The sequence below is a fragment of the Metabacillus sp. KJ11-3 genome, assembly GCF_055808295.1.
Genome location: NZ_CM147865.1, coordinates 1468354 through 1493966 on the forward strand (window position 1 = coordinate 1468354; position 25613 = coordinate 1493966).

A 25613-nucleotide genomic window follows, 5' to 3' on the forward strand; every position below is an offset into this window, starting at 1 on the left:
TAAGCTGTTTTTTCGTAAGACCTATAACCATGTTGAAACTTGATCTAAATCTAAGCGATTACTTTGGTGTGCAGGCTTCACAGCTTTTCCAATCGAAATTAACATAATTGGAACATATCTTTCAGAAATAGAAAATTCTTGCATAAATTGATCTTTATTAAACCCGCCAATTGCACATGTGTCATAGCCTTTGGCCTTTGCAATAATCATTAATTGCATTGCAGCCAATGAAGCATTTGTAAATGCAGCATCTCGTGCAAAACCTTTGTCTGTATAAGCACGACTAATCTGACCTGCTAGGTTTTCTTTTATCTCTGATTTTAAATGTCCTGCTAGTACAAGAGGATCATACACCTGGTCAGTGTTTTCATTAGCTTCTAAGTCACCTAAAATGACAACTACAGCAGATGATTCAACAATTTGACTTTGATTATAAGCGATAGGTAATAATTTTTGTTTAGCTTCATCACTATGGAATACTGTAAAATGCCAATGTTGTAAATTCCAAGCAGATGGCGCCTTTGTTGCGAATGTTAAGAGTTCACTTAACTCTTCTTTTGTAATTTTCGCGTCTTTATCATAATGGCGTATAGAAGAACGACTATTTAATACTGTCATCACATCTTCTGCATAGGTTGTATTCATGAGAAATCCTCCTGAGTTGAATTTGGTACGTGTATATTTTATACTAAAAGTAATATACTAACTTTTAGTAAGTATTATCACATCTACCTATCATAATAGAAGTGAAATACAGAGTCAAGAGAAATGGAATAAGGGGAGAACTGTGTGAAAATAAATCTTTGTCCAAAATTAGAAACGGCTTTTAGACTTTTAGGTAAACGTTGGATTGGTATTATCATTCATGTTTTACTCGATGGACCTAAAAGGTTTAAAGACCTGACAGATATTATTCCTAGTATTAGTCAAAAGATGTTATCTGAACGACTTAAAGAACTGGAAAATGAAGGTTTAGTGGAAAGAATTGTTATAGATGAAACCCCGGTTAAAGTCATTTATCAGTTAACTGATAAAGGGAGAAGTTTGAAAGGCGTTGTAAAAGAGGTAGGAATTTGGGCAGATACTTTTTGCTCGGTTGAAGAAAAGAAAGGAGAAGAGAATGAATAGAACCGTTATTATAACTGGTGGTGCAAATGGTATTGGAAAAGAATTAGTCATTCAATATGCTGAGGAGAATGACAATGTTGTTATAGCGGATATTAATGAGCAAGCAGGCAGAAACCTAGAACAAACATGTAAAGAAAAGCAATTAAATGTCATGTTTGTTAAAACTGATGTATCAATCGTAAGTGATATTGAACAATTAATAAAATCAACGGTTGATCGTTATAACACCGTAGATATACTAATTAACAATGCAGGATTGTCTAAGTGGAAGTCTCCGTATGAAATAACAGTTGAAGAATGGGACATGGTACTGAATACAAATTTAAGAAGTGTTATGTTTGCTTCAAGAGAAGCTGCTAAGGTAATGAAGGCAAATACAAATGGGGGAAAAATAGTGAATATTGCCTCCACCAGAGCATTAATGTCAGAAGAAAATTCAGAGGCATATGCTGCGACAAAAGGTGGGATTGTTGCACTGACACATGCGCTTGCAGCTTCATTAAGTGACGATCAAATACAAGTAAATGCGATTTCTCCAGGCTGGATTGAAACTGGAGATTACAACTCATTAAGAGAAGTTGATCACATACAGCATTTATCTAAACGAGTCGGGAAACCATCAGACATTGTCAAAGCTTGTAAATATCTTACAAGTAAGGATAATGATTTTGTTACAGGTATTAATTTAATCGTAGATGGTGGTATGACCAAAAAAATGATCTATGAGGAGTAACAAGAAAAGAGAAAAGTTATAGCATTTACCTAATGATATAGGTGAAAGCCCACTCAAAACCCTCCCGATATGAATACTTATTAGTGTAGGTATTTATCTAGGAGGAGGTAAAGAAGATGGGTCCATATATGATGAGAAATAATTTCCGTAGCCCTTACCCGGGAGGCAGATTTTTTATAGGTGCACCATTTGTTGGTGGACTTCTTGGTGGTTTGGTAGGTAGTGCCATCTTAAGACCAAGACCATTTTATCCATATCCGCCATACCCGCCATACCCTTATTATGGTTATGGGTACGGTTATCCATATGGCGGTTATCCTTATTATTAATATAAAAAACTACCTGCAATTGTCTGCAGGTAGTTTTTTATTATGTGAAACAATTCTGATGGATAACCACTTTAAAATGAAGGTTTATTAGAACTTAGGGCGATTCATTAAAAAGGTTACGTTATATCAATCTCAGATAAACTAAACTCACTTAGCTTAGTAAACTGGATTTCGATCCTATCCTCTAAAAAACTTGCTTTTGTCCCTTTTCTCTTAACAGGTGAGGGGAGCATGAATTTGGTTTGTTCTGAATCCTTAGGGTAATTTATGATAAATAATTGATGTGTGGTATGTTGCAATTTGACATTTTCCCTGGACATATTATTTAAAGGGATGTTCACATAAACATAATCACTGGTTTCGAAAATCTCCGGCTTCTGAATAGTGGATGATTCTTTTGGTGAATAATCAGTTTGGAAGGGATAACCACCTTGAGTTAAGTCACCACCGAATACATTCTTCATAACTTGTTGGATATAGTTCTCCACTTCTTTCGGGTTCATTTTATTTAATTGCTTGGAAAAACCAGATTGACCAAAGGGGAATTGTTTATCCCATGGAAACATATAATCACTTCCTAATTCGGTTCATTTTAATACATATGATATGCTATTAAATAAAATAGGTTAGAGTGCATATCTGTTGTCGGACTTGATCTAAGATGTATATAATGGAATTTGGAATATATTAATAACTACAGCTTTGAGTTGACAGAATTGTGAGGTTTGATAATGAATAATGAAGTAAATGCATATAAAAAAGGCCTGTTTTATACTGCTTTTTCTTATATGTTATGGGGGGTACTACCACTTTATTGGAAGTTAATCCATGATGTAACTTCTGAAGAAATTTTAGCTCATAGAATTTTTTGGTCTTTCTTGTTTATGCTTGCCCTATTAACTTTTTTTAAGGAATGGCCGAATGTTATTGATGTATGTAAGAAAATGGTGAAACAACCGAGTTTAGTTTTATTGCTTATTTTATCTTCTGTTTTAATTAGTATAAACTGGTTTGTGTATATATGGTCTGTAAATCATGGGCACTTGATAGAAACAAGTTTAGGATATTACATAAATCCACTTATAAGTGTTTTATTAGGAATGATATTTTTTAAAGAAAAATTAAATCTCTGGCAGAAGTTATCTTTTATCATCGCAGGAATTGGTGTTTTATATATGACGATAAACTATGGACAAATCCCATTCATTGCTTTGACCCTTGCTATTAGCTTCGGATTATATGGGCTGGCAAAAAAGATGACAAAGTTAAGCTCTGGAATTGGGCTGACATTCGAAACATTGGTTGTTACACCAATTGCGATTATTTATTTATTGATGTTGGCTTTACAAGGAGAAATGATGTTTCTTCAATTTGACATAGCAACAAATTTACTCCTGATTGGAGCAGGTGTTGCAACAGCTGTACCATTACTTCTCTTTGCAAGTGGGGCTCAACGTATTCCATTATTTATGGTTGGTGTACTTCAGTATATAGCACCAACAATTACGTTAATAATAGGAGTTGTTCTTTATGAGGAACCCTTCACTATAACTGAATTGATTACTTTTTCATGTATATGGACGGCCTTATTGCTCTTTACACTTTCCAATTCACGTCATTTTAAAAAGTTTGCAATAAAAATCAAGAAACCAAATTCTGTTGAGATGTAGGAGTGGAGATCTTGAAGAGCATAGAAATATTAAGAGCTTATAAATCACTTTGGTCAAACCGGTCATTGCCAATTGAAGAAAATCCTGAACATACATTAAGAAATGCGGTTGAAAACGAACTAAAGGACGAAATGACTCATCCTAGACTCCGTAAAACACCGCATCAAAAGTTTACCTTATCGGTGAAAAGAATAGTTGCCTCTTCAATTGAAGATCAACTAAAAATAAAACTAATTGAGTATCATCTATCTATTTTAGAAGAACTGGAAAATGAAACAAATAGAGGAGGTTCACTATGAAAAGTATTACAACACAAGATGTTCAAGGATATCTAGATCATTTTTTAAATAAACAAGTGTTTATACACTTAGAAACAACAACAGGCTCTTATTCTGCACATAAAGATGAAAAAAACATGACAGTTGTGGCCTTTATTCGAAATACAAAGGTTACTTATCACCAAGCTAAAATTACAGGAAATGGTCCATATCGAATTGGTTTGAAATTAGAAGATGGTTGGATATACGCAGAAGGTCTAACGGATTGGACCTTTAACGAAGAAGGTCAACTATTAACAGCAGGCCACAACTCAGAAGGGCAATTAGCTATAGCCTTACAAATAAGTGAGAAACCATTTCACAATTAATGGTATGTTCAGATGGACGTTTTAATCATGATATAGAGGTGAGTATAGATGAAGGAACATGTTTTAGTAATATTACCACATCCTGATGATGAAGCCTTTGGAGTTGCCGGACTGATAGCTTTAAATCGTAAAGCGGGAGTACCCGTTACATACGCGTGTGGTACTTTAGGTGAAATGGGCAGAAATATGGGAAACCCTCTTTTTGCGAATCGAGAGCTGCTGCCTCAAATTCGTAAAGAAGAACTAATCAATGCTTGTCAAGCGATGGATATTCAAGACTTACGAATGCTGGGGTTACGAGATAAAACCCTCGAATTTGAAGATGAAGAACAATTAGCTGATCTATTTGAAAAGATTATTGATGAAGTTCAACCAACGCTTATTGTAACTTTTTATCCGGGACATGGGGTCCATCCTGACCATGATGCATGTGGAGAAGGCGTTATCCGAGCTTTAAAGAGAAAGCCGATTGAAGAACGACCTGTTACATATTGTATGGCGATTACGAAGAACAGATTCGAGAGTATTGGTCATCCAGATGTTGAGGTAAATGTAGCAGATGTAGCAGATATTAAACTAAATGCATTAAAAGCACATCGTTCCCAAACAGAGGGAATGTTAAAGGCAATGGAAGAGAAATTCCTAAATAAAGACCCTGAGGTCATGCATTGGTTTGAGAAAGAAGTGTTTTATACGTATAAATGGACTGATTAGTGCAAAAAAGAGTGTCTTATCTTCAAATGAAGTAAGACACTCTTTTTAATTAGGAAAAGATATGACAGCGACTTTGCCAACTAGAACATAGCGACAAGCCACTCTTCTCTAATTATTATGTGCATTTAACACTTCATATTTTCGTTGGATTTTATATAGTCGAAAAGATAATCCGATTGCTCCAGCGGCAAGCCCAGAAATAAGACCAATCCAATATCCAAACGCATCCAAAGGAGTATACGTAGCAACAAGATATCCAACTGGAAGTCCGATTACCCAATAAGAAATGAGAGCCATAATAAATGTTACATTTACATCTTTATATCCTCTTAGGATACCTTGTATTGGTGCAGCTATCGCATCTGATAATTGAAAGAAAATCGCATAAATTAAGAAATCCTGTGTTAGCTTAAGTACGGCATTATCAGAAGTATAAAGTGACGCAACTTCCGGTCTAAAGAAATAAATCAGTGCAGCTGAAATGAGGGAAAGCATGAGCGCTAATCCTATACCTATATAGCTGTATTGTCTTGCATCCCTTATTCTTTTTGCCCCAACTTCTTGTCCGACGACAATAGTGAGAGCTAAAGAAATACTTAATGGAAGCATGTAAAGAAAAGAAGCAAAATTAATGGCTGCCTGATGTGAGGCAATTGTAACGGTATGATATTGACTCATCAGTAGTGTAACAGCAGCAAAAATACTAGTTTCAAAGAATATGGAAAGTCCAATAGGTACACCAATTTTTAAAATTTCTCCCCATGCTTTAAAAGAAATAGGAAAGAACGTCTTAAAAATATAGTACTCCTTAAAAGGAGATCGTTTGTTAACGATAAAGATTGCAATTGCCGTAATACACCAATAAGTTATGGCAGATGCTATACCGGCACCTATTCCCCCAAGAGCAGGAAATCCAAATTTCCCAAAGATAAACAAGTAGTTGAATACAAAGTTTATTGGTAAGGAAGTAAGTGTGATAATCATTGTTACTCTGGTATACCCCAACGCATCAATAAAACATCTTAACACGGCGTATAAAAATAAAGGGAAAATCCCCAGTGATAATGAAATTAAATACCACTTGGCTATATAGCGAACCTCATTTTCAAGACCCATATTTAATAAGATGGGATCCAACACAAAAAAACCTAAAATAAGAATAAGAACGGAAATAAAAATGCTAACATACAGGCCTTGAACTACCATAAACGGAACATCTTTTGTTTTTTTCGCCCCAACTAGCTGGGCAACAATAGGGGTTACGGATAATAAAATTCCACTTAAACCGGTATAAACGGGTACCCATAAACTGGATCCAATTGCAACACCCGCTAAGTCATTTGGATGTACTTTGCCTGACATTGTTGTGTCAAAAAAATTCATCGAAAATAAACCTAGTTGAGTGATGAGAATCGGAAATAGAATACTTGAAAGATAAATTATTTTTTTCTTGTTTAATACGTTAATTTTCATGTTACATCCTCATTTCAAAAAGATACCTGTTGCATTATAACATGAAAAAGACAAATAGTAGTTTATTTCGGCTGATTGTTATCTGATTTACGTGACTCACCTTTGAACATTTGATAATAAAAAAACCTAAGGATATGACACCTAAAATACTAAACGTATATTGAAGAATCTTTTGAGTAATCATGCGTACACCTCCTATAGGTAGTATGGTTAGATAAATGGAAAAAATACACAAAATAAAAAATCATAAAATAGCATGAAAGAAAAAGACTAATCTAAAGGGAGGATTGAGCATATTGGAACAAAATCAAACATTTACATCTATCAAACATCACATTGCTGTTCACCTAAGTCAAATAATTGATGAAACACAAACAATGAGAAATTCACTGGATGAGAAAGAATATTGTCTCTTATGTGAGCTCGCTCATATAAGAGATCTCTTTAATGAAATACAATCTTCCGCGTCTTTCTTTTATTTAAAAGCTTATATTGAAAAATTCACAACTCAATACATAGAGATCGCTAAGGCGATTCAAAATCTGGCAGAAAAAAGACACGGGGCACTAATTGTTGTAGAAAGAGAAAACCCGGTTTCTGGCCATATTCAGGGAGGCATTCCATTAAATGCAACGATCTCCAATCGTTTAATCGAAAGTATTTTCTATCCTGGAAATCCATTGCATGATGGAGCAATAATAGTGAAGGGAGATTATATTATTTCCGCTGCAAATGTATTGCCTTTAACAAACCAGGATTTTGGTTCAGAGAAAGTAGGAACAAGACATAGGGCAGGTATTGGCCTTACGGAGATGACAGATGCTTTAGTACTCATCATTTCAGAGGAAACAGGAAAAATGTCGTTTGCATTAGGGGGAATCCTTTATCCTATTATCTCACCTGAATCTAGTCTCCAATAAAAAAATAAATATGTAAAAGTCAGAACACAGTTTCTGACTTTTTTTGTTTTAAAAAATTAAAAGGATGATAGATTAAGAAGCGAGTTGGAAAGCTGAAATAGAATGATTGTCTGTCTATGTAAAATTTTGTATAGTAAAAAGGAAGGATCTGTATCATTTTACCTGTTTTTATTAAATTTATTTATAAATATGTAGTTTTATGTCTGATAATCTATTAAACTAAGCTTATGATGAGTAGGAGGTAATAGTAGAAATGAAACAAAAAATATTAGGATTGACAGCAACAGCAGTTGTTGGGTCATCATTATTTGCTTCAGTTGCTGCAGCAGATGAGAAAATTAAAGTGAAAAGTGGTGATACACTTTGGGATTTGTCAAGGCAGTATGACACAACAGTTAGCAACCTTAAGCAATGGAATTCATTAAATAGTGACTTTCTTCAGGTTGGACAAGTTCTCAAGGTTAAAACATCTACTACTACAAATAATCAATCAAGTAATAGTACAACATCGAATTCTTCTTCATCAACATCTGCTAAAAATGTAACATATACTGTAAAAAGCGGAGATTCATTATGGGTGATTGCTAGAGCTCATAATACATCAGTTGCTGAGTTAAAGAATCTAAACAATTTAACAAGTGATCTTATCCGAGTTGGTCAAAAATTATCGGTTAAAAAACAAACCGGTCAAACTACTCAGAAAAATGAAGAAACGGTTAGCAACAATAAACCTGAGCAAGGTTCATCAAATGTCGTTTCTACATACAAGGTTTTACCAGGTGATTCTTTATGGAAAATAGCCAATAAATTTGACTTAACGATTGCAGAAATAAAAGTAGCAAATAATCTTAAATCAGATGTTATTCGAGTTGGTCAGGTTTTAAAATTGAATGGTGACAAAACAATTAGTCAAGATACAAATAACACGGTTTCAAAACCATCGCAATCACAAAATCAATCCTCAAAAATTGACACAATGATAAGTGAAGCGAAATCACTAATGGGAACTCCATACCGTTGGGCTGGAAATACACCAAGTGGTTTTGATTGCAGTGGATTTATTTATTATGTTCTAAATAAAGTTACATCTGTGTCTCGCTTAAGTACAGCGGGTTATTGGGATACGATGAAATCTGTAAACAATCCTGCAGTAGGAGATTTTGTCTTCTTTACTACATATAAGGCAGGTCCATCACATATGGGAATTTATTTAGGAAATAATGAATTTATTCATGCTAGCAGCTCAGGAGTTACGATAAGTAAACTGGATAATTCATATTGGAAGCAGCGCTATCTCGGTGCTAAACGCTATTTATAGAATCCTTTAGGATTCTATTTTTTTTTTGAGATAAAAAAAGGGGTGGATTTAGTTATTAATTACCACCTAAAGTACTTTCGTAAACTTTGAATACTTACAATCTTTTTAGTATACTCATGATTGGTATAAACGTTTGAAAAAGGTATAAAAGGAAGGACAAAAATGAAAAACATAGAAGCTTATCAATTACCAACTGACATTCAAAAGTTAATAAAGGATAGATCAGCAAGAGAGGTACATGAGGATGATGAATTATTAATCGGTGAGAGCGGATATACTCCAACTGATGATTCTATTATTTATGATGCAATGATTGCATTAGCTCTAGGAAAAAATGTTTTATTAAAAGGTCCAACAGGATCTGAAAAACCAAACTTGCTGAAACTCTATCAAATCTATTTCAGCAGCCGATGCATAGTATTAACTGTTCTGTTGATTTAGATGCAGAAGCACTATTAGGCTTTAAAACAATAGAAAACAATCAAAGTGGAACTTCAATTGAATTTATTGCAGGACCTGTTGTGAAAGCGATGAAAAAAGGACATCTTCTTTATATCGATGAAATTAATATGGCAAAACCGGAAACACTACCTATTTTAAACGGGGTACTGGATTATCGAAGAATGATTACAAATCCATTTACAGGGGAAGTTGTGAGATCACATGAGCACTTTGGAGTTATTGCTGCGATAAATGAAGGATATGTTGGAACAGTACCCTTAAATGAAGCATTAAAAAACCGTTTTGTTGTCATTGAAGTTCCATATATACAAGACGATGAATTGAAATCGGTTCTTGAAAAACAATCAAAGCTTACAGATCCAGCATTAATTAAAACATTTACAAAGTTGTCAGCCGATTTGTTAAGTCTTGTTCAAAATGGACAGGTGTCAGAAGAAGCTGCATCAATAAGGGCACTAATTGATACATGTGATTTAGCTTGCTATCTCCCTCCAAAACGTGCTGTCGAAAGAGGAATTGTTGAAAAGCTGGATGATGAAAGAGAAAAAGCAGCCATTAGAAATGTGGCTGAAACTCTATTTGAGTGAGGTTTTGGTTTTGAGATTTATTAAGTTCAACGATCAACAAGTTGATTCATTTCTTTTTATGGAATTATCTGATCTTTCCAAAGGACTTACAAAGAATCGTGATTTGGAAGTGGATTATAGTGTCCAATCTTACTTAGATCCATTTGAAAAAAAGATTTATGTTAGTCATTTCTGGGATCATCGTGAAAAATCTGAGACAGAATTAGCATTAAAAAGTGATGTTTATCTTCGAAGTATTGGGAACTATTTTCATACAGATTTTCGAGAGCTTGGTCTATTTATACAAAGGGTAAGGCCTTTAAAGCTTAATAGTTTTGCCAAACAACTTTGTATGTTGTTGGAAGATCTTCGAATAGAAGAGGTGTGTATAAAAGAAAGACCAGGTACAAAAACTGCGTTTTACTTAAGAAAAAAGCTATACCGTAGACATTTTCAAAGCCAACTTATTATTCATAAGGAACGTAATATTTTAACAGACGCTCTATTTAATGCACTCTATCTAATCCTGACAGCTGAATCTACAATGGAACAGGTTCCGGCCCTGTCAGAAAACCTAGATCGTACATTACCTTATATTCAAACTCAAATCTTTCAAGTTTTTGAAGCCTCTTCAACCTCACACATTATTAAGATTGTTTTAAATGTAGTTGATATTTTAGAAGAGCTTCTGGATAAGGACATGCTTAATACTTATTTTTATTTAGCTGATCTTCCGTACGAATCAATAAAAGCTTCAAGTCTTTTTGATGAGTTAAAGAGAAAATCTAAATTAAAAAATAAAGATCAAATCGAAAATGCTAAAAAAGGTGATGAAGATGTCCATAGTGACAAACTTCCAACCTGGCATAGTGAAACGAGCAAGCCAACCAAAAGTTTTTTACAATTTGATTTAGAACAAGGAACAAACACAACGCTTAATGGTGATGGTACTGTTCGTGAAGGCGAAGACACAGATCAAGCACTTGCAATGGTACAGGGGACATCAGGGAAAGCTAAAAAAAATGATTATTCAAAGCTAGAAGCTATGGAGTCGCAAAAGGAAGAAAGATCTAGCGCGGGGGAGCTTGTATATGGGAAGGAAAATAAATATGCTGTACCAATATTTGTTCAATCAAAGCTCCCGTCGGCAGATGACATAGATAAATACAAACATGATCGAAATGATATTCTTCTATTTCAGAAAAAATTAAAATTAATGATTCAAAAAACATTGGAACATAAAAGAACATTGCCAAGAACAGATCTCCATATAGGGAGGTTAAACAAAAAGCTTCTAAGATTATTGACAGAAGAAAATCCTAAACTGTTTTATAAAAAGCAGGAAAGATCACCGGATATTGATGCTGTTTTTACTCTTTTAGTTGATTGTTCTGCCTCCATGTTTGATAAAATGGACCAAACAAAGCTGGGAATTATACTCTTTCATGAAACATTAAAGTCAGTCAGAGTTCCGCATCAGATTGTTGGTTTTTGGGAAGACACAAATGAAGCTTCCAAAACCCGTCAGCCGAACCATTTTCATACTGTTATATCGTTTAGGAATTCATTGCAGAGTCAATCAGGACCAGAGATTATGCAACTATCTCCAGAAGAAGATAATCGAGATGGGTATGCAATAAGACATATGACCGATCAATTAATGAAAAGAAATGAAAAGCAAAAATTTCTCATTGTGTTTTCTGATGGTGAACCAGCCGCAACCGGTTATGAAAGAAATGGAATTATAGATACACATGAAGCCGTATTAGATGCCAGGAAGTTAGGGATAGAGGTAATGAATGTCTTTTTATCAACTAATGAAGTAGATGAAGCGACCAAAAAAACCATCCAAAATATTTATGGAAGATACAGTGTTTTTGTTGAAAAAATTGAAGAGCTTCCAGAACAATTATACCCATTACTAAAAAGATTGTTATTAAAAACAATTTAGCTGTTCATATAGAAAAGTGATAATTATTTTAAAGTAGGACAAAATCTTAAGTATGATTTTGTCTCTTTTTTCGAGATAGGTACTACCTAAATTAATCTTAAAAATAGATCAATAATGATTCTATTTTTAAGTACACTTGGACATAGAAAAATTTATCATAATTTACTCTAAAATAATAAAAATTGTACTTTTTTTCCAAGGATTTGTAGTATGATAGATGTAAGGAAGAGAAGGTATTGTTTGATAATTCCAATTATTTAAATAATTGAGAGCGCTAAGAAAAGATATTGAAAAAAGGACCAAATTTTTTAAAATATTTCAATCATCTATCTTGGAATGTGTAGACACCAATGTTAAAATAACATTGGAAGCGTTTTAATATCATACTACTATACTCGTAAGAGTGGTTAATATCGTAGGATAATATTTTTTTCACCTGCGTATCAGAAATATTTTTCTGATCACTTATGAATCTTTGGGGGTAATGTAAGATGGCAGTAGGCACAAGTAAGAAAAATTTCCCTTGGGAAGACTTCCATGGTCCAAACCTCGGCTATATCATGGAACAATATGATCAATATAAAATTGATCCAAATTCTATTGATATAGAATTAAAAGAAATATTTGATAACTGGGGTTCTCCTTCTATACAAATGAAATCTAATAATCAACAAACATTAGCTGAAGGTGAAACAATTTCAGCTGATAAAATGAAAAAAGTAGCAGAAGCAGTAAAACTTGTAACTAATATCCGTAGATATGGTCACTTATATGCTGCTGTGTATCCTTTTGGAGATACTGCTGAGAAAAATGAATTTTTGCAACTTGAAGAATATGATTTAACAGAAAAAGATTTAAAGTATATTCCTGTACACCTTCTATGTGAGGATGTTCCAGCACATGTTTCAAATGGACTAGAGGCATACCAGTACTTAAAAGAGGTATACAAAGGTTCTATTGCTTTTGAGTTCAGCCATGTACATAATTACGAGGAAAAGACGTGGCTTCTTAAAATGGTTGAGTCGGGTACAATCTTTAAAAATCTGTCCAAAGAAAAGCGGATTTCGATTTTAAAGAGATTAACAGAAGTAGAAGGATTTGAACAATTTCTGCATCGTACATTTGTAGGGCAGAAGCGTTTCTCGATTGAGGGACTAGATATGCTTGTTCCTGTTCTTGATGAATTGATTTCAAATGCTGTTGAAGCAGGTACGGATACAATTAACATTGGAATGGCACACCGTGGACGATTAAATGTTTTGGCCCACGTGCTTGGAAAACCATATGAAATTATCTTTTCAGAGTTTCAACATGCACCAAATAAGGAATTAGTACCTTCAGAAGGATCGATTGGCATTAACTATGGCTGGAGTGGGGATGTAAAGTATCATCTTGGTGCAAACAAGCAATTCATGGATGAGAGCACTGGTCGAGCTAAAGTAACGTTGGCTAATAACCCAAGTCATTTAGAATTCATCGATCCTATTGTTGAAGGATACACCCGTGCTGCACAAGAAGTTCGCACAGAGAAAGGTTATCCTAAACAAAGTGTTAATGATGCGATGGCTATCTTGATTCATGGAGATGCTGCTTTTCCTGGTGAAGGAATTGTTGCAGAAACTCTTAATTTAAATAAACTAACTGGCTATCAAACAGGTGGTACAATCCATATTATTGCAAATAATATGATTGGGTTTACGACAGAAAGCCGTGATTCTCGCTCTACAAAATATGCAAGTGATTTAGCAAAAGGGTACGAAATTCCAATAGTTCATGTAAATGCTGATGATCCTGAAGCATGTATTGCAGCTGTTTATATTGCAATGGAGTACCGTAAAAAATTCAAAAGTGATTTCTTAATTGATCTCATTGGTTATCGTCGATTCGGTCATAATGAAATGGACGAACCGTCAATGACACAGCCTCAGCTATATGAAAAAGTACGCAAACATCCTACGGTACGTAAATTGTATGCGGAATCACTTGAAAATGAGAATGTGCTTAAATCAGACGATATTCAAAAGATCAATGATGAAGTGCAGGGAACTCTTGAGAAAGCATATCAAAAGGTTCCAGATAAAAAAGCTGCTGAAACTCACGTAATTAAATTACCAAAGTTTGTTAACAGTGGACTTCCTGCGTTACAAACAGCTGTTAACAAAGACAAGTTACTAAAATTAAATGACGAGTTGGTAAAATGGCCGGAAAATTTCAATGTTTTTTCTAAACTGCAAAGAATCTTAGAAAGAAGAGCAAATGGTCTTAAAGAAGAAGGTAAAGTAGAGTGGGCACTTGGTGAGGCGTTAGCATTTGCATCAATCCTTACTGATGGAACACCAATTCGTTTAACTGGACAAGATTCACAACGCGGAACATTCGCTCAAAGACATATCGTTTTACACGATGTCAATACTGGGGAGTTTTACTCACCTTTACACAAACTGTCAGATGCTAAAGCATCATTTGCTATTCATAACAGTCCATTATCTGAAGGTTCGGTTATTGGCTTTGAATATGGCTACAATGTGTACGCTCCAGAGACATTGGTTTTATGGGAAGCCCAATATGGAGACTTTGCGAATGCTGCTCAAGTATTTTTTGATCAGTTTATTGCAGCAGGTCGTGCAAAATGGGGACAAAAATCCGGACTCGTCATGCTATTACCTCACGGTTTTGAAGGGCAAGGGCCAGAGCATTCCAGTGGAAGACTTGAAAGGTTTTTACAGCTTGCTGCAGAAGATAGCTGGCAAGTAGCAAATTTAACAAGTGCTGCACAATATTTTCATATTTTACGCAGACAGGCTGATTTGCTAAAACGCGAAGAGGTCAGACCGCTAGTTATCATGACGCCGAAGAGCTTGTTAAGAAATCCACAAACGGTTTCAGATTTAAATGAATTATGTGAAGGTGAATTCAAGCCTGTTATTGAACAACCGGGTCTTGGGCATTCTCCAGAAAAAGTGAAAAGACTTGTTCTATGTTCAGGAAAAATTGCTACTGATTTAACGGATAAATTAAATTCCTTAGATGGAAATCAAGACTGGGTGCATATGTTGAGAGTGGAAGAATTATATCCATTCCCTAAGAAAATAATCCTTTCGATATTAGAAAATTTATCTTCTCTTGAAGAAATCGTTTGGGTTCAGGAGGAGCCGCAAAATATGGGGGCTTGGACCTTCATCGATGCTAAGCTGAGAGAAATTGCACCGGAAGGTATTCCAGTGAAATATATTGGCAGAAGAAGAAGACAAAGTCCTGCAGAAGGTGATCCTAATATTCATAAGAAGGATCAAGAACGTATTGTAACAGAAGCTTTGACTTGGAATAAATAATATTGACCATTTATGAATTGACTAAATTTAAAAATGCGGAACTTGCTAATGATCAATAAATCGCTTCTATTATGTATCAACTGTATGAGCGAAACTCTTACAAAAGCAAGTGCTCAAGGGGGAACCGACACATGGCTGAAATTAAAGTACCAGAACTAGCAGAATCTATCACTGAAGGAACAATTGCACAATGGCTTAAACAACCCGGGGATGCTGTTGAGAAAGGCGAATATCTCCTAGAAGTTGAGACAGACAAGGTAAACGTTGAATTAACTGCTGAATTTTCTGGAGTTTTAAAAGAGCTGCACAAAGAATCAGGTGATACTGTTCAAGTTGGAGAGACAATCGGGGTAATTGATGAGAGTGGAGAAACTTCTAGCTCACAACCGGAGGAAGTGAAGCAAGAAGGAAAGGCACCAGAAGCTGTACAAGAAGCAGAAGGTAAAGATGAGAAAAAGCAAAGACCAATTGCTTCACCTTCAGCACGTAAACTTGCAAGAGAGCGTGGGATAGATTTACAACAAGTGCAAACAATTGATCCTCTTGGTCGAGTAAGAAAACAGGATGTTGAGTCCTTCTCAGGTAAAGATGTACCAAATCAGCAACAACAGGATGCAACTCCGAAACCTGCTGCACCAAAACCTGCTGTTTCTGCTCAGGAAGATGTACCTGGTAAACCGGTTGAGCGAATTAAGATGTCTAGAAGACGTCAAACAATTGCTAATCGTTTAGTGGAGGTACAACAAACTGCTGCAATGCTAACAACCTTTAATGAAGTTGATATGTCCGCTGTTATGGAAGTTCGTAAACGTAGAAAAGATAAATTCTATGAACAGCATGATGTTCGTTTAGGATTCATGTCATTCTTTACAAAGGCAGTAGTAGCGGCTTTAAAACAATTCCCATTATTAAATGCCGAAATCCAAGGGAACGAGATTTTAATGAAAAAGTTCTATGACATAGGTATTGCAGTATCAGCACCTGAAGGTTTGGTTGTACCTGTTGTTCGTGATGCAGATCGATTAAACTTTGCTGGGATTGAAGGGGAAATTCTAAACCTGGCAAAGAAAGCACGTGACAATAAACTAAGCTTAAGTGATCTTCAAGGTGGTACCTTTACAATTACGAATGGGGGAGTATTCGGATCACTATTATCTACCCCAATTTTAAATGGTCCACAAGTAGGAATTCTCGGTATGCATAAAATTCAATTGCGACCTGTTGCAATTGATGAAGATAGAATGGAAAACCGTCCTATGATGTACATTGCACTTTCATATGATCATCGTATTGTTGATGGTAAAGAAGCAGTTAGCTTCCTAGCAACGGTTAAAGAATTGCTGGAAGATCCAGAATCATTATTACTAGAAGGCTAAGCTATTACAATATTACAATAGGAAGGTTGGCACTGATAGAAGGGTGCCAACTTTTTTTATTGGAAAAATTTCACTATAATGGATAAGACATATAGTGTTATCTTTCAATGCTTATATAACAGTACTATGTCAACTTCAAAACTGAAAGAATATTTTTAAAATACAATTTAAATTATGTTAGTAAAATGTTAAAATGTAGACTTATATAATGTTTGTGATGGATTGATACTAAAAGTCATAAGAATTTTCCTTTTAATAAATATATTCATTCGTAACAAACAAAGTTTGCATTAGAGGTGATGAAGTGAGTAAATCAGTCGAACAATGGTCGTCAAAAATCACGTTTATACTTGCTGCAGCAGGTTCAGCTATTGGCCTTGGAGCAATATGGAAATTTCCATATGTTGCTGGAACAAGCGGTGGGGGTGTTTTTTTCCTAATTTTTATTTTATTTACCTTATTAGTCGGATTGCCGCTCTTACTTGGTGAATTTATTATTGGCAGGAGTACAAAAAGTGATGCGATATTAGCTTATAAACAAATTGCCCCAAATTCACCCTGGCATCTAATTGGTAGATTGGGCGTCGTCACATGCTTTATTTTGCTTTCTTTTTATAGTGTTGTAGGGGGATGGATCCTCATTTATTTGGTAAAAGCTCTAACAGGTCAATTAAGTGGACTAACTGAGCAGGAGTATGGAGAATTATTTGGAGCAAGTATTTCAGATCCTATTATAACAGTAGTAGCTCAGTTGATTTTTCTGCTTATTACGAGCTATGTAGTGTCTAAAGGAGTTTCAAACGGCATTGAAAAAGCAAGTAAATTTATGATGCCTGCCCTTTTTATTTTATTTATTTTTATCATTATTCGATCAGTTACACTAGATGGTGCTATGGAAGGGATTATCTTTTTCTTAAAGCCTGATTTTGCAAAGGTGACATCTGAAACAGTTTTATATGCAATGGGACAATCCTTCTTTGCATTAAGTGTTGGTGTTTCGGTTATGGTCACATATAGTTCTTATTTATCTAAGAATGAAAACCTCCCCCAATCTGCAATATCAATAGTAGGGCTAAACCTATTAGTAGCTTTATTAGCAGGGTTAGCAATTTTTCCTGCTGTATTTTCATTCGGATTAGCACCGGATGCTGGTCCTGTTTTATTATTTAACGTACTTCCAACTGTTTTTAATCAAATGCCATTTGGCACTATTTTTTTAGTTGCTTTTTTATTATTATTTTTATTTGCAACTTTAACTTCTGCTTTTTCAATGCTTGAAATTATTGTTGCACCTATATCAAAAGGGAATGAAAAGAAAAGAAAGTTATTTTCATGGGTTGTAGGCTTATGTATTTTTGCTGTAGGAATCCCCTCAGCATTATCGTATGGTGTGCTTTCAAATATAACTATATTTGGAAAGTCTATTTTTGATGCTGCTGATTTTTTGGTTAGTAATATGCTTATGCCATTAGGTGCGTTATTAATTGCGGTATTTGTTCCATTGAAGATTACTAAAAAAGACCTGTTTGAAGAGCTTCAGAATGGTTCAACTACAAGTAAAAAAATATTTACTTGTTGGTATCTTCTTTTAAAATACGTTTCTCCTATTGTTATTATTGTTGTATTTTTAGATGTACTAGGGATCATTTGATGTACGAAAAGGGTAGCTTTAAAAATTTTTAAAGTTACCCTTTTTTTCTATAATAAGTAATTGGTCATTAATAGGGATTCCATTTTATTTGTTGTGCTTCATGGAAACGTCTTTCAACTTCCTTCCAATTGACAACATTCCACCAATTATCAACATATTTCTTTCGATCGTTTTTATATTGAAGATAATAAGCATGTTCCCATACGTCAAGCGTTAGAAGTGGGATAACATCCCATTGACTCAGGTTTTGGTGTTTTTCTGCTTGAAGAATTTCTAATCGCTGTGCTCGAGGTGACCAAACCAAAATAGCCCAGCCAACTGCTTCCACGTTTTTAGCTGCTTCAGAAAAATGCTGTTTGAATTGTTCAAAGCTTCCAAACGATAGGTTGATTTCCCTCATCAGCATTCCCGAAGGCTTTCCGCCGCCATTAGGTGTCATGATTGACCAGAATATAGTGTGTAAGTAATGTCCGGCTCCATGGAATGCTGCTTCACGCTCCCAATGTTTAATTAATTCGTAATTTCCGGTTTTACGTGCCTTTTGCATTTCTTTTTCGGCTTTATTTAATCCATCGACATAGCTTTGATGGTGTTTATCGTGATGCAAGCGCATAATTTCCTGCTGAATATATGGTTCCAATGCATCATAGGCGTATGGCAACGGAGGGAGTGTATGACCTCCTATAGGCACAGTTTTCTTCTGATTTTGTATTCGCACATTCTCCTGACGCTCTTCAGAATCAAAATATGTTTCAAATTGGGTAAATAATTCGTCTGCACGTTGATAAACATCATTAGGGTCCAGGTTTGATGTTTCATTAAGTTCATATTGCAGGTGTAAAAGTTCATTTTTCCATGATTCTAAACTCGTTATATCATGTTTGCTTCTTAAATCCTGAATTGAATCATCGTAACTCTTTAAAATATCATTACACCATTTTTTCATTGATGTCATGTATTGCTCTGACATGTAAAATCGCCTCCTAGACAGCAGTCCTAGACAATATATGCAAAAAAATTGAAAGGGTTGATTTTTTTCTTTGACATTACCGTAGTGGTTAGGAATTTACAGTAGAATGAGTCATTATTTTTTTTCGGTAATGTGCCAAGGCTAACAGGGGAAATATATCATTATAGCTATGATAATGAATATAAAATTGCCCTGGTAGCCCTATACCAGTGGGATAAGATAGCGCAGTTTGTGAAAAGGAAGAACGATCGAGTAAATGAGCAATTCCTTTTTTTACAGATTCCTTTACGTATGCATTACTTTGTATCAATGCATCTAGAGCCCAAGCAGTTTGAGATGGTGTACTATAGAGAAGTGGTGTATATTCTTTCTTGATACTGCTTATACAGGATTCTCCCCAACCTCCAGTATCAAGCTGAACGGATTCCAACCAATGAATCGCCTTTTGTATAACAGGGGAATTAGCAGATACGCCGACAGCTATCATTCCAGTAACTGCAGCCCATGTACCGTATATATAACAAACACCCCACCTTCCATACCAGGAGCCATTTCTTTCTTGATTGTTTTCCAACCATTTAATCGCAGCTTTAATGCTTGGATGTTGTTTAGATAATCCTGCATAAGTACCTAAAAACTCAAGTGTTCTGCCGGTTAAGTCGGGTGTTGATGGATCGATAGCTGCGTCCTTTGCATTCTCTAGGGGGATAAGAGTAAGTAACTCCAGGTCTGTGTTTTTTTCAAAAGCTCCCCAACCTCCGTCTGCATTTTGCATAGAAAGAAGATAGGTTACACCTCTGTACCAAGCATTCCGATCTCTATCGTTTAATATAGCTGTACGAGTTATAGCGCGCAAAACTGCGGATGTATCATCATTATCAGGGATCATCGTGTTATTATGAGAAAACCCCCAACCTCCTGGTGAAACATTGGGATTATGAATCTTCCAATCTCCTTTTTTTGTATGTTGTTTAGAAAGTAGAAAAGAATTTGCTTGTTGAATGATCTTTTCTTGATTAGAGACTTTTGCTTCCTGTAATGCATAACTTAGTAAAGCGGTATCCCATACTGTGGATGTTGAGTTTTCTATATGAATTCCATTACATGAAGTAGAAACTAATTGTTTTAAACCGTTTATAGCATTGACGATCGTAGGGGAGTTTTTACTATACCCAAGTGAAAGAAGGGCAAAGATCATAAAAAAAGTTGCGCTGGCATAACTGTATAAAGTACCATCTTCCTCTATTCTTTTTAACATATATCTCTCAGCACGCTGGTAGCCTAGACGATGCAAATATTCTGGTAGTGTTAATAGTTTTTTCATGTCATTCATAAATAGTGAGCGAGAGCGATATTGATTTAGTAGGTGCTGTGGAGAAGGTTGTCTGTAAAGGTGGCTTATTGCGGGAGTATAGGCAGATTTTAATGTGAACTTTTTGTTTGCTGCCACCATCATAGGGATAAAGTGAATTCTAGCATAAGCACTAAATTGGTAGAAGTTAAAAGGAAACGATGCTGGAATAAGCAGAAATGTCATAGGTACATAGAAGAGTGTTGGCCATGGGTAAAGTCCGTTGACAGCAAGCATCCATTTGGTCATAAAATGCGCATTGTTTAAACCACCTTTTTCTTTTATAAATTGTTCAGCCTTTTTTAAAGCAGGATGATACTGAGATATAAAGCCGGAGAACAATAATGCACAATAAGCTTGTATCGTTGCAGATAAATTACCATCCTCTTCGTCAGGGTAAGCTTTCCAGGTCCCTTCTTTGGATTGGGTTAAAAGTAATCGTTCTGTCAAATTCTTTATTAAACTTTCCTCATTTTTTCTGTCCAATGCTCTGAGTGTAATAATCATAAACGCATCAGTCAATAATCCACCTTCGAAACAATATTTCCAAGATCCGTCACTATTTTGTGTATTTTTTAACTTGTCTACAAAAGAATAAATGGATTGATCAAGTTTGTTGTTTGTAAGCATATTTATTCTTCACCTCACCATAGGCTATGCAGGGTGTTAGTTGTATATGTGTGATGAAATGAAGATATGTATCAATGTATTACTGTGGAGCGAAACCATTGCTATTATGTTTAACACACTCGAATTCTATGTTTAAAAAATACGTTCTCTAGAAATGAGCATACTTCAATAAATTAGTTTCTTGCATTGATTGGCATTTTAGAAAGAATCGGATAGAATATAACATAATGAATGTGAAAGGTGGATTTGCTTTGATACATAAAACATGGCAAGAATCAAAGGCATTAAAAAAAGTAAAATGCGTTCATACAAACGCAGCAAAATACATGGTTGACCGTGCACTTACTGCAGGTGAAGAGTATGATGTTCAAAATGAAACAGAAGAATTCTACTTTGTTATTGACAATACTGGCAAGGTTGGCGGCTACTATAAAGATTATTTTGAACATGCTTAACGTTGAGAAAGGAATGGGAAAAACTGTCCATTCCTTTTTATGTTTACTCACATCAGTTTGACATCCCACTCATTATTATTATAATTGATAATAATAATGAGTGGGGAGAGATTGTAGTATTGAATTCAAAAGCAAAGCTAATTCTTCATCCAGTGCGAATGAAAATTGTACAAACATTAATTGGAAGAAAAGAGTTGAATGTCCAGCAAATCCAAGAAAGATTAACTGAAGTTCCTCAGGCCACTTTATATCGCCATCTAAATAAACTATTAGAAGGAAATGTGATTCAGGTTGTTAAGGAAAATCAAATTCGAGGAACGGTTGAAAAATTTTACGCTTTAAATGAACAAGAACATTCAACAACAGGAGATATTCAAAAATTAAATCGTGACGAACATTTACATTTATTTTTAACGTTTATGACACATGTATTAGGTCAATATGAAGCTTATTTACAACAAGACGAAATTGATTTAGTTAAAGATGGGGTTAGCTTTAGGCAAGCAATGATTTATTTATCAGATCAAGAATTTCAAGAATTTATCGCCGAATTGTCAGACGTCTTTTTAAGAGTCATAAATAATGAACCATCTAATGAAAGAAAGGCAAGGAATATATCTACTATTTTCATCCCAGATGCAAAAAAATAGTATGATCTTATAAAGTTTTTAAATTATAATAAGATAATAAAATAGCTATCCATGATGAACATTTGTAAGGCTACTTAGAAAGGGAAATGACAAAATGTGTGATCAAACATATATAATCAGAGATGCAAACATTGGAGATCTTCCACGAATAGTTGAAATTTATAATACATCAATACCCGGTAAACTTGCAACAGCTGATCTGGAAGAGGTAACAGTTGAAAGCCGGTTAGCTTGGTTTCATGAACATAACCCACACCAAAGACCTTTATGGGTAATAGAAGAAGATCGAGGTGTTGTTGGTTGGTTAAGTTTTCAATCCTTTTATGGTAGACCAGCTTATAATGCAACAGCAGAGGTTAGTATTTATTTAGATCCTATCATACATGGTAAGGGCTATGCTCGTATTTTAATGGACAAAGCAATTTCAGAATGTCCTAATCTAGGGATAAAAACATTGTTAGCATTTGTATTTGGTCATAATGCACCAAGTATCAAGCTTTTTGAACATTATTCATTTGAGAGATGGGCACATCTTCCGAAAATCGCTAATATGGAAGGCGTGGAGAGAGACTTAGTTATTTTAGGAAAAAGAATTATTGAATAACACTAAAAGTATAAAATTTCTCTGAAAGGATACAGTTCTTTATTTTGTATCCTTTTTGTACTTTAACAATGTCAAACGTATCTAAAAAGTAAGAGTAACGAATAAATTTGATAATAAAAACAAGTGGATTTGTATTTGAATAGTTAAGCCGTTAAGACACATACTTCATATAGGAAAGAAAATGTCAAAGGATAGAGAAGGTGGACTCATGCGATATATATTATTAACACATAATGATTTGGATGGTGTCAGTTGTGGGATTCTTGCAAAACTGGCTTTTGGTGAATTTGTAGATGTCCATTACCATTCAGTAAATAGCCTTGATTATCATATAGAGCAATTAATGAAAGAACAAAGTGACAAAAATCATTCATGTACAATATATATAACTGATTTGTCCGTTAATAAGGACAACGAGATGAGATTAAAAAAATATGCTCAAAGAGGAGGACTTGTTCAATTAATAGATCATCATAAGACAGCCTTGCATTTTAACGAATATGAGTGGGGAGATGTCAGGGTAGAGGAATCAAAGGGAAAGCTAGCATCTGCAACTTCATTATTTTATTCGCACCTTCAAAAACAGAATCTCCTTAAAGAACATTCATCTCTCAGTGAATATGTTGAACTGGTCAGACAGTATGATACATGGGAATGGGAGAGAAAGAAGAATATTCATGCAAAACATTTAAATGACCTTTTATTTTTACAATCTATTGAAGAGTTTGAACAAAGTATGGTAGAGCGACTTTCTATACAAGATTCTTTTTCTTTTAATGAGTTTGAAGAAAAATTGTTGGAAATTGAAGATAAGAAAACAGAGCGATACATAAAAAGAAAGAAAAGGGAATTGATACAAACTTTTATTGGTGACAAATGTATTGGAGTCGTTCATGCAGAATCATACCACTCAGAATTAGGAAATGAGCTTGGAAAGGAGCATCCGCATCTTGATTGTATTGCCATTGTTAATATGGGGAATAAAAAGATGGGATTTCGAACAATTCATGATCATATTGACGTATCTGAAATAGCTGCACAATACGGTGGGGGAGGACATGCAAAAGCAGCAGGTTGTTCATTAACACCAGAAGCATATCAAGAGTTTATTGACAAAACATTCTCTTTAAAGCCCTTAAGAATGGATCATTCTCATAATAAAATGAATTTGAAACAGCAATGTGCTCATTATGAAAATTATGAGAAGAAACATTTCTTGTTATATAAAAGTAAAGAAAATAAATGGCAGGTAGAAAAAGATCATCATTTACTACCAGATGACTTTTCAACTTTTGAAGAGGCTGAAAGATTTATAAAAAGAACATACTCTGCATATCTTTCAAAAGACGACATGCTGATTCATTATTTAATAAACTCCAATGAATCAAAACAAAAAAAACAGACAAAAAGCAAAGCGTGATTATCCGCTTTGCTTTTAACCTAAAAGAATTGATACGATAAGAGTAACTTCCGAACAATAAACCAGGTTCTTATCTTATTTTAAATTTGAAAAATCAAAAGTGCCTATTCATTAATCAACGACAAGATAAGCAATCATTGGAGGAACTTCATTATGACCTTCATGTGTGTGGGTGTCACAAATTAGACGATAAGTGCCTTCTTTCGTAAAGTTAAGAGGAATCACTGTTTCTTCACCCTTTTTAACTGTGCCTTTTATATCTGTTCCTTCAATATAAAAAGGATGTTCCTCTCCATTTACACCAAATATCCTTAAGGTAACATCTTGATCTTTTGGAATCATAATTGTACCCGGATCCCAACGATATGCCTCCAGTTTTTTACCATCAGCAGTTGTTGTAGAAAATTCACCAGTGACCATATTAATTGTAATTTCTTCATTAGTCGCTTGGGTACTTTGGAACGTTGGGACTGTTTCGGTTGTTAAAAAATATAAGCTTCCCATTAAGATAGCGGCAACAACAAAAAAATCCATTTCTTTCGTATAAACACAAACCTCATATTTACCCTCCTAATAGCATGTCTACCTTATTTATATGAGAGGATAGGATGAAACTTGTCTAATTTTTCATAATTTAAAAAAGGATGTGCCATTTTCGGCCATCCTCTCCATTTATCTTATACAAGTTGGTATTGCTCGGGATTTTTAATAATTAAAAGAGCTTTCCCTTGATCAAGTTTTTTCTCATACATTTCAGCTTCAGCTGTTGAAAATCCTAATTCATGAAGTTTGTTTCGGATCTCATCACCTTTTTTAACGAATAGGTTTTCTAGTGTTTTTGTCAAGCCGGTTTCTTCTACACCAATTAAATTCGTATCTGCTTTATCTGAGATTCTTTCCGTCCGATCATCGTCATGTGTTAAAACATAGAGGTCAGTAGCTTGTACACCTTTACTTTTTAGCATATTCACAGCTTGCTCTAAATGTTCTTCATTTTGAAATTCTTCTATATAAGGTTTCATACGTTTACTTCCTCCTTAAATTTTATAGTATTCAATAACACAAATTTGGGTTCGTTAAACACATATAATTTGAAATAGTCTTTTCCTCCTATTAAAAATTTTATGGTTATTAGAAGATTTCTCTTTCTATTTATTTTAGTTTGTGGTATATTTATTGAGCGATGAGCTGAATTGTGTAAGTCGAATAACATGCCGGAAGGCTAAATGCACGATGTGGCGTGCAGTTTTCGCCTCAATACGCA

25 protein-coding genes and 1 pseudogene are annotated in these 25613 nt (G+C 34.7%); 18 read left to right on the forward strand and 8 right to left on the reverse strand.

Translation table 11 applies throughout. The features are described from left to right. Nucleotides 1–21: 21 nt before the first annotated feature. Complete coding sequence (locus AC0L8O_RS07765) at nucleotides 22–645, reverse strand: nitroreductase family protein (protein WP_473447187.1); 624 nt, start codon at nucleotides 643–645, stop codon at nucleotides 22–24. 144 nt (nucleotides 646–789) lie between these two features. Between AC0L8O_RS07765 and AC0L8O_RS07770 the strand changes: the two genes are divergently transcribed. From AC0L8O_RS07770 to AC0L8O_RS07780, 3 genes are all read left to right on the forward strand, one after another. Further along, nucleotides 790–1128, forward strand: a complete 339-nt coding sequence (locus AC0L8O_RS07770) for a winged helix-turn-helix transcriptional regulator (RefSeq protein ID WP_251682482.1) — start codon at nucleotides 790–792, stop codon at nucleotides 1126–1128. Further along, nucleotides 1121–1861 (forward strand): SDR family oxidoreductase, encoded by a 741-nt coding sequence (locus AC0L8O_RS07775; RefSeq protein WP_251682481.1) that lies wholly within the window; start codon nucleotides 1121–1123, stop codon nucleotides 1859–1861. Before AC0L8O_RS07770 ends, AC0L8O_RS07775 begins: the two co-directional genes overlap by 8 nt. A 116-nt stretch (nucleotides 1862–1977) precedes the next feature. Next, nucleotides 1978–2190: a hypothetical protein gene (locus tag AC0L8O_RS07780; RefSeq protein WP_438362699.1), complete on the forward strand. Its 213-nt coding sequence runs from the start codon at nucleotides 1978–1980 to the stop codon at nucleotides 2188–2190. A 116-nt stretch (nucleotides 2191–2306) separates the two neighbouring features. On the opposite strand, the gene AC0L8O_RS07785 is transcribed toward AC0L8O_RS07780, so the two are convergent. Further along, nucleotides 2307–2756: an Hsp20/alpha crystallin family protein gene (locus tag AC0L8O_RS07785; protein ID WP_473447188.1), complete on the reverse strand. Its 450-nt coding sequence runs from the start codon at nucleotides 2754–2756 to the stop codon at nucleotides 2307–2309. A gap of 165 nt (nucleotides 2757–2921) precedes the next feature. Here AC0L8O_RS07785 and rarD point away from each other — a divergent pair, with 165 nt between their 5' ends. Genes rarD through bshB2 form a run of 4 tightly spaced genes read left to right on the forward strand, consistent with a single transcriptional unit; the run spans nucleotide 2922 to nucleotide 5220 of the window. Next, complete coding sequence (gene rarD / locus AC0L8O_RS07790; protein WP_473447189.1) at nucleotides 2922–3860, forward strand: EamA family transporter RarD; 939 nt, start codon at nucleotides 2922–2924, stop codon at nucleotides 3858–3860. Between the two features lie 11 nt (nucleotides 3861–3871). After that, the gene (locus AC0L8O_RS07795) at nucleotides 3872–4159 is read left to right on the forward strand and encodes a hypothetical protein (RefSeq protein ID WP_251682478.1); all 288 of its coding nucleotides are present in this window, start codon (nucleotides 3872–3874) and stop codon (nucleotides 4157–4159) included. Next, the gene (locus AC0L8O_RS07800) at nucleotides 4156–4506 is read left to right on the forward strand and encodes a YojF family protein (protein WP_251682477.1); all 351 of its coding nucleotides are present in this window, start codon (nucleotides 4156–4158) and stop codon (nucleotides 4504–4506) included. Before AC0L8O_RS07795 ends, AC0L8O_RS07800 begins: the two co-directional genes overlap by 4 nt. 48 nt (nucleotides 4507–4554) lie before the next feature. Next, a complete protein-coding gene (gene bshB2 / locus AC0L8O_RS07805) occupies nucleotides 4555–5220 on the forward strand; it encodes a bacillithiol biosynthesis deacetylase BshB2 (RefSeq protein ID WP_251682476.1) in 666 nt (221 codons plus the stop codon). Between the two features lie 108 nt (nucleotides 5221–5328). Here bshB2 and AC0L8O_RS07810 read toward each other — a convergent pair whose 3' ends face one another. Continuing rightward, nucleotides 5329–6693, reverse strand: a complete 1365-nt coding sequence (locus tag AC0L8O_RS07810; RefSeq protein ID WP_251682475.1) for an MATE family efflux transporter — start codon at nucleotides 6691–6693, stop codon at nucleotides 5329–5331. A 34-nt stretch (nucleotides 6694–6727) separates the two neighbouring features. Then, entirely contained in the window at nucleotides 6728–6877 is a 150-nt protein-coding gene (locus AC0L8O_RS07815) for a hypothetical protein (RefSeq protein ID WP_473447190.1), read from the reverse strand. A gap of 109 nt (nucleotides 6878–6986) precedes the next feature. Here AC0L8O_RS07815 and cdaS point away from each other — a divergent pair, with 109 nt between their 5' ends. From cdaS to AC0L8O_RS07850, 7 genes and pseudogenes are all read left to right on the forward strand, one after another. After that, on the forward strand, nucleotides 6987–7613 hold the full coding sequence (gene cdaS, locus AC0L8O_RS07820) for a sporulation-specific diadenylate cyclase CdaS (protein WP_251682719.1): 627 nt from the start codon (nucleotides 6987–6989) through the stop codon (nucleotides 7611–7613). A gap of 253 nt (nucleotides 7614–7866) precedes the next feature. Next, nucleotides 7867–8931 (forward strand): C40 family peptidase, encoded by a 1065-nt coding sequence (locus AC0L8O_RS07825; protein ID WP_251682474.1) that lies wholly within the window; start codon nucleotides 7867–7869, stop codon nucleotides 8929–8931. A gap of 162 nt (nucleotides 8932–9093) precedes the next feature. Further along, a pseudogene (locus tag AC0L8O_RS07830) lies at nucleotides 9094–9980 on the forward strand (ATP-binding protein). 10 nt (nucleotides 9981–9990) lie between these two features. Then, nucleotides 9991–11910 carry a vWA domain-containing protein gene (locus AC0L8O_RS07835; protein WP_473448758.1) on the forward strand — a complete coding sequence of 640 codons (1920 nt, stop codon included), beginning with the start codon at nucleotides 9991–9993 and terminating at the stop codon, nucleotides 11908–11910. A 491-nt stretch (nucleotides 11911–12401) separates the two neighbouring features. Next, nucleotides 12402–15242 (forward strand): 2-oxoglutarate dehydrogenase E1 component, encoded by a 2841-nt coding sequence (gene sucA / locus AC0L8O_RS07840; RefSeq protein WP_473447191.1) that lies wholly within the window; start codon nucleotides 12402–12404, stop codon nucleotides 15240–15242. 131 nt (nucleotides 15243–15373) lie between these two features. Beyond that, nucleotides 15374–16618 carry a 2-oxoglutarate dehydrogenase complex dihydrolipoyllysine-residue succinyltransferase gene (gene odhB, locus AC0L8O_RS07845; protein ID WP_473447192.1) on the forward strand — a complete coding sequence of 415 codons (1245 nt, stop codon included), beginning with the start codon at nucleotides 15374–15376 and terminating at the stop codon, nucleotides 16616–16618. 304 nt (nucleotides 16619–16922) lie between these two features. Continuing rightward, nucleotides 16923–18269: a sodium-dependent transporter gene (locus AC0L8O_RS07850; protein ID WP_473447193.1), complete on the forward strand. Its 1347-nt coding sequence runs from the start codon at nucleotides 16923–16925 to the stop codon at nucleotides 18267–18269. A 67-nt stretch (nucleotides 18270–18336) separates the two neighbouring features. On the opposite strand, the gene AC0L8O_RS07855 is transcribed toward AC0L8O_RS07850, so the two are convergent. After that, on the reverse strand, nucleotides 18337–19239 hold the full coding sequence (locus AC0L8O_RS07855; protein WP_473447194.1) for a superoxide dismutase: 903 nt from the start codon (nucleotides 19237–19239) through the stop codon (nucleotides 18337–18339). Nucleotides 19240–19327: 88 nt separating this feature from the next. Then, nucleotides 19328–21220 (reverse strand): squalene--hopene cyclase, encoded by a 1893-nt coding sequence (shc, locus tag AC0L8O_RS07860; protein WP_473447195.1) that lies wholly within the window; start codon nucleotides 21218–21220, stop codon nucleotides 19328–19330. A gap of 251 nt (nucleotides 21221–21471) precedes the next feature. On the opposite strand from shc, the gene AC0L8O_RS07865 reads away from it, so the two are divergent. The 4 genes from AC0L8O_RS07865 to AC0L8O_RS07880 all read left to right on the forward strand — a co-directional run bounded on the left by AC0L8O_RS07865 (nucleotide 21472) and on the right by AC0L8O_RS07880 (nucleotide 24349). Beyond that, nucleotides 21472–21675 (forward strand): DUF6501 family protein, encoded by a 204-nt coding sequence (locus AC0L8O_RS07865; protein WP_473447196.1) that lies wholly within the window; start codon nucleotides 21472–21474, stop codon nucleotides 21673–21675. A 2-nt stretch (nucleotides 21676–21677) separates the two neighbouring features. Beyond that, nucleotides 21678–22325 carry a helix-turn-helix domain-containing protein gene (locus AC0L8O_RS07870; protein ID WP_473447197.1) on the forward strand — a complete coding sequence of 216 codons (648 nt, stop codon included), beginning with the start codon at nucleotides 21678–21680 and terminating at the stop codon, nucleotides 22323–22325. A 94-nt stretch (nucleotides 22326–22419) separates the two neighbouring features. Beyond that, nucleotides 22420–22929, forward strand: coding sequence for a GNAT family N-acetyltransferase (locus AC0L8O_RS07875; protein ID WP_473447198.1), 510 nt, complete (start codon nucleotides 22420–22422; stop codon nucleotides 22927–22929). A 208-nt stretch (nucleotides 22930–23137) separates the two neighbouring features. Beyond that, on the forward strand, nucleotides 23138–24349 hold the full coding sequence (locus tag AC0L8O_RS07880; protein WP_473447199.1) for a DHH family phosphoesterase: 1212 nt from the start codon (nucleotides 23138–23140) through the stop codon (nucleotides 24347–24349). Between the two features lie 111 nt (nucleotides 24350–24460). On the opposite strand, the gene AC0L8O_RS07885 is transcribed toward AC0L8O_RS07880, so the two are convergent. Next, nucleotides 24461–24883: a cupredoxin domain-containing protein gene (locus AC0L8O_RS07885; RefSeq protein WP_473447200.1), complete on the reverse strand. Its 423-nt coding sequence runs from the start codon at nucleotides 24881–24883 to the stop codon at nucleotides 24461–24463. A gap of 143 nt (nucleotides 24884–25026) precedes the next feature. Continuing rightward, nucleotides 25027–25371, reverse strand: coding sequence for a YflT domain-containing protein (locus tag AC0L8O_RS07890; RefSeq protein WP_473447201.1), 345 nt, complete (start codon nucleotides 25369–25371; stop codon nucleotides 25027–25029). Nucleotides 25372–25613: the final 242 nt, after the last annotated feature.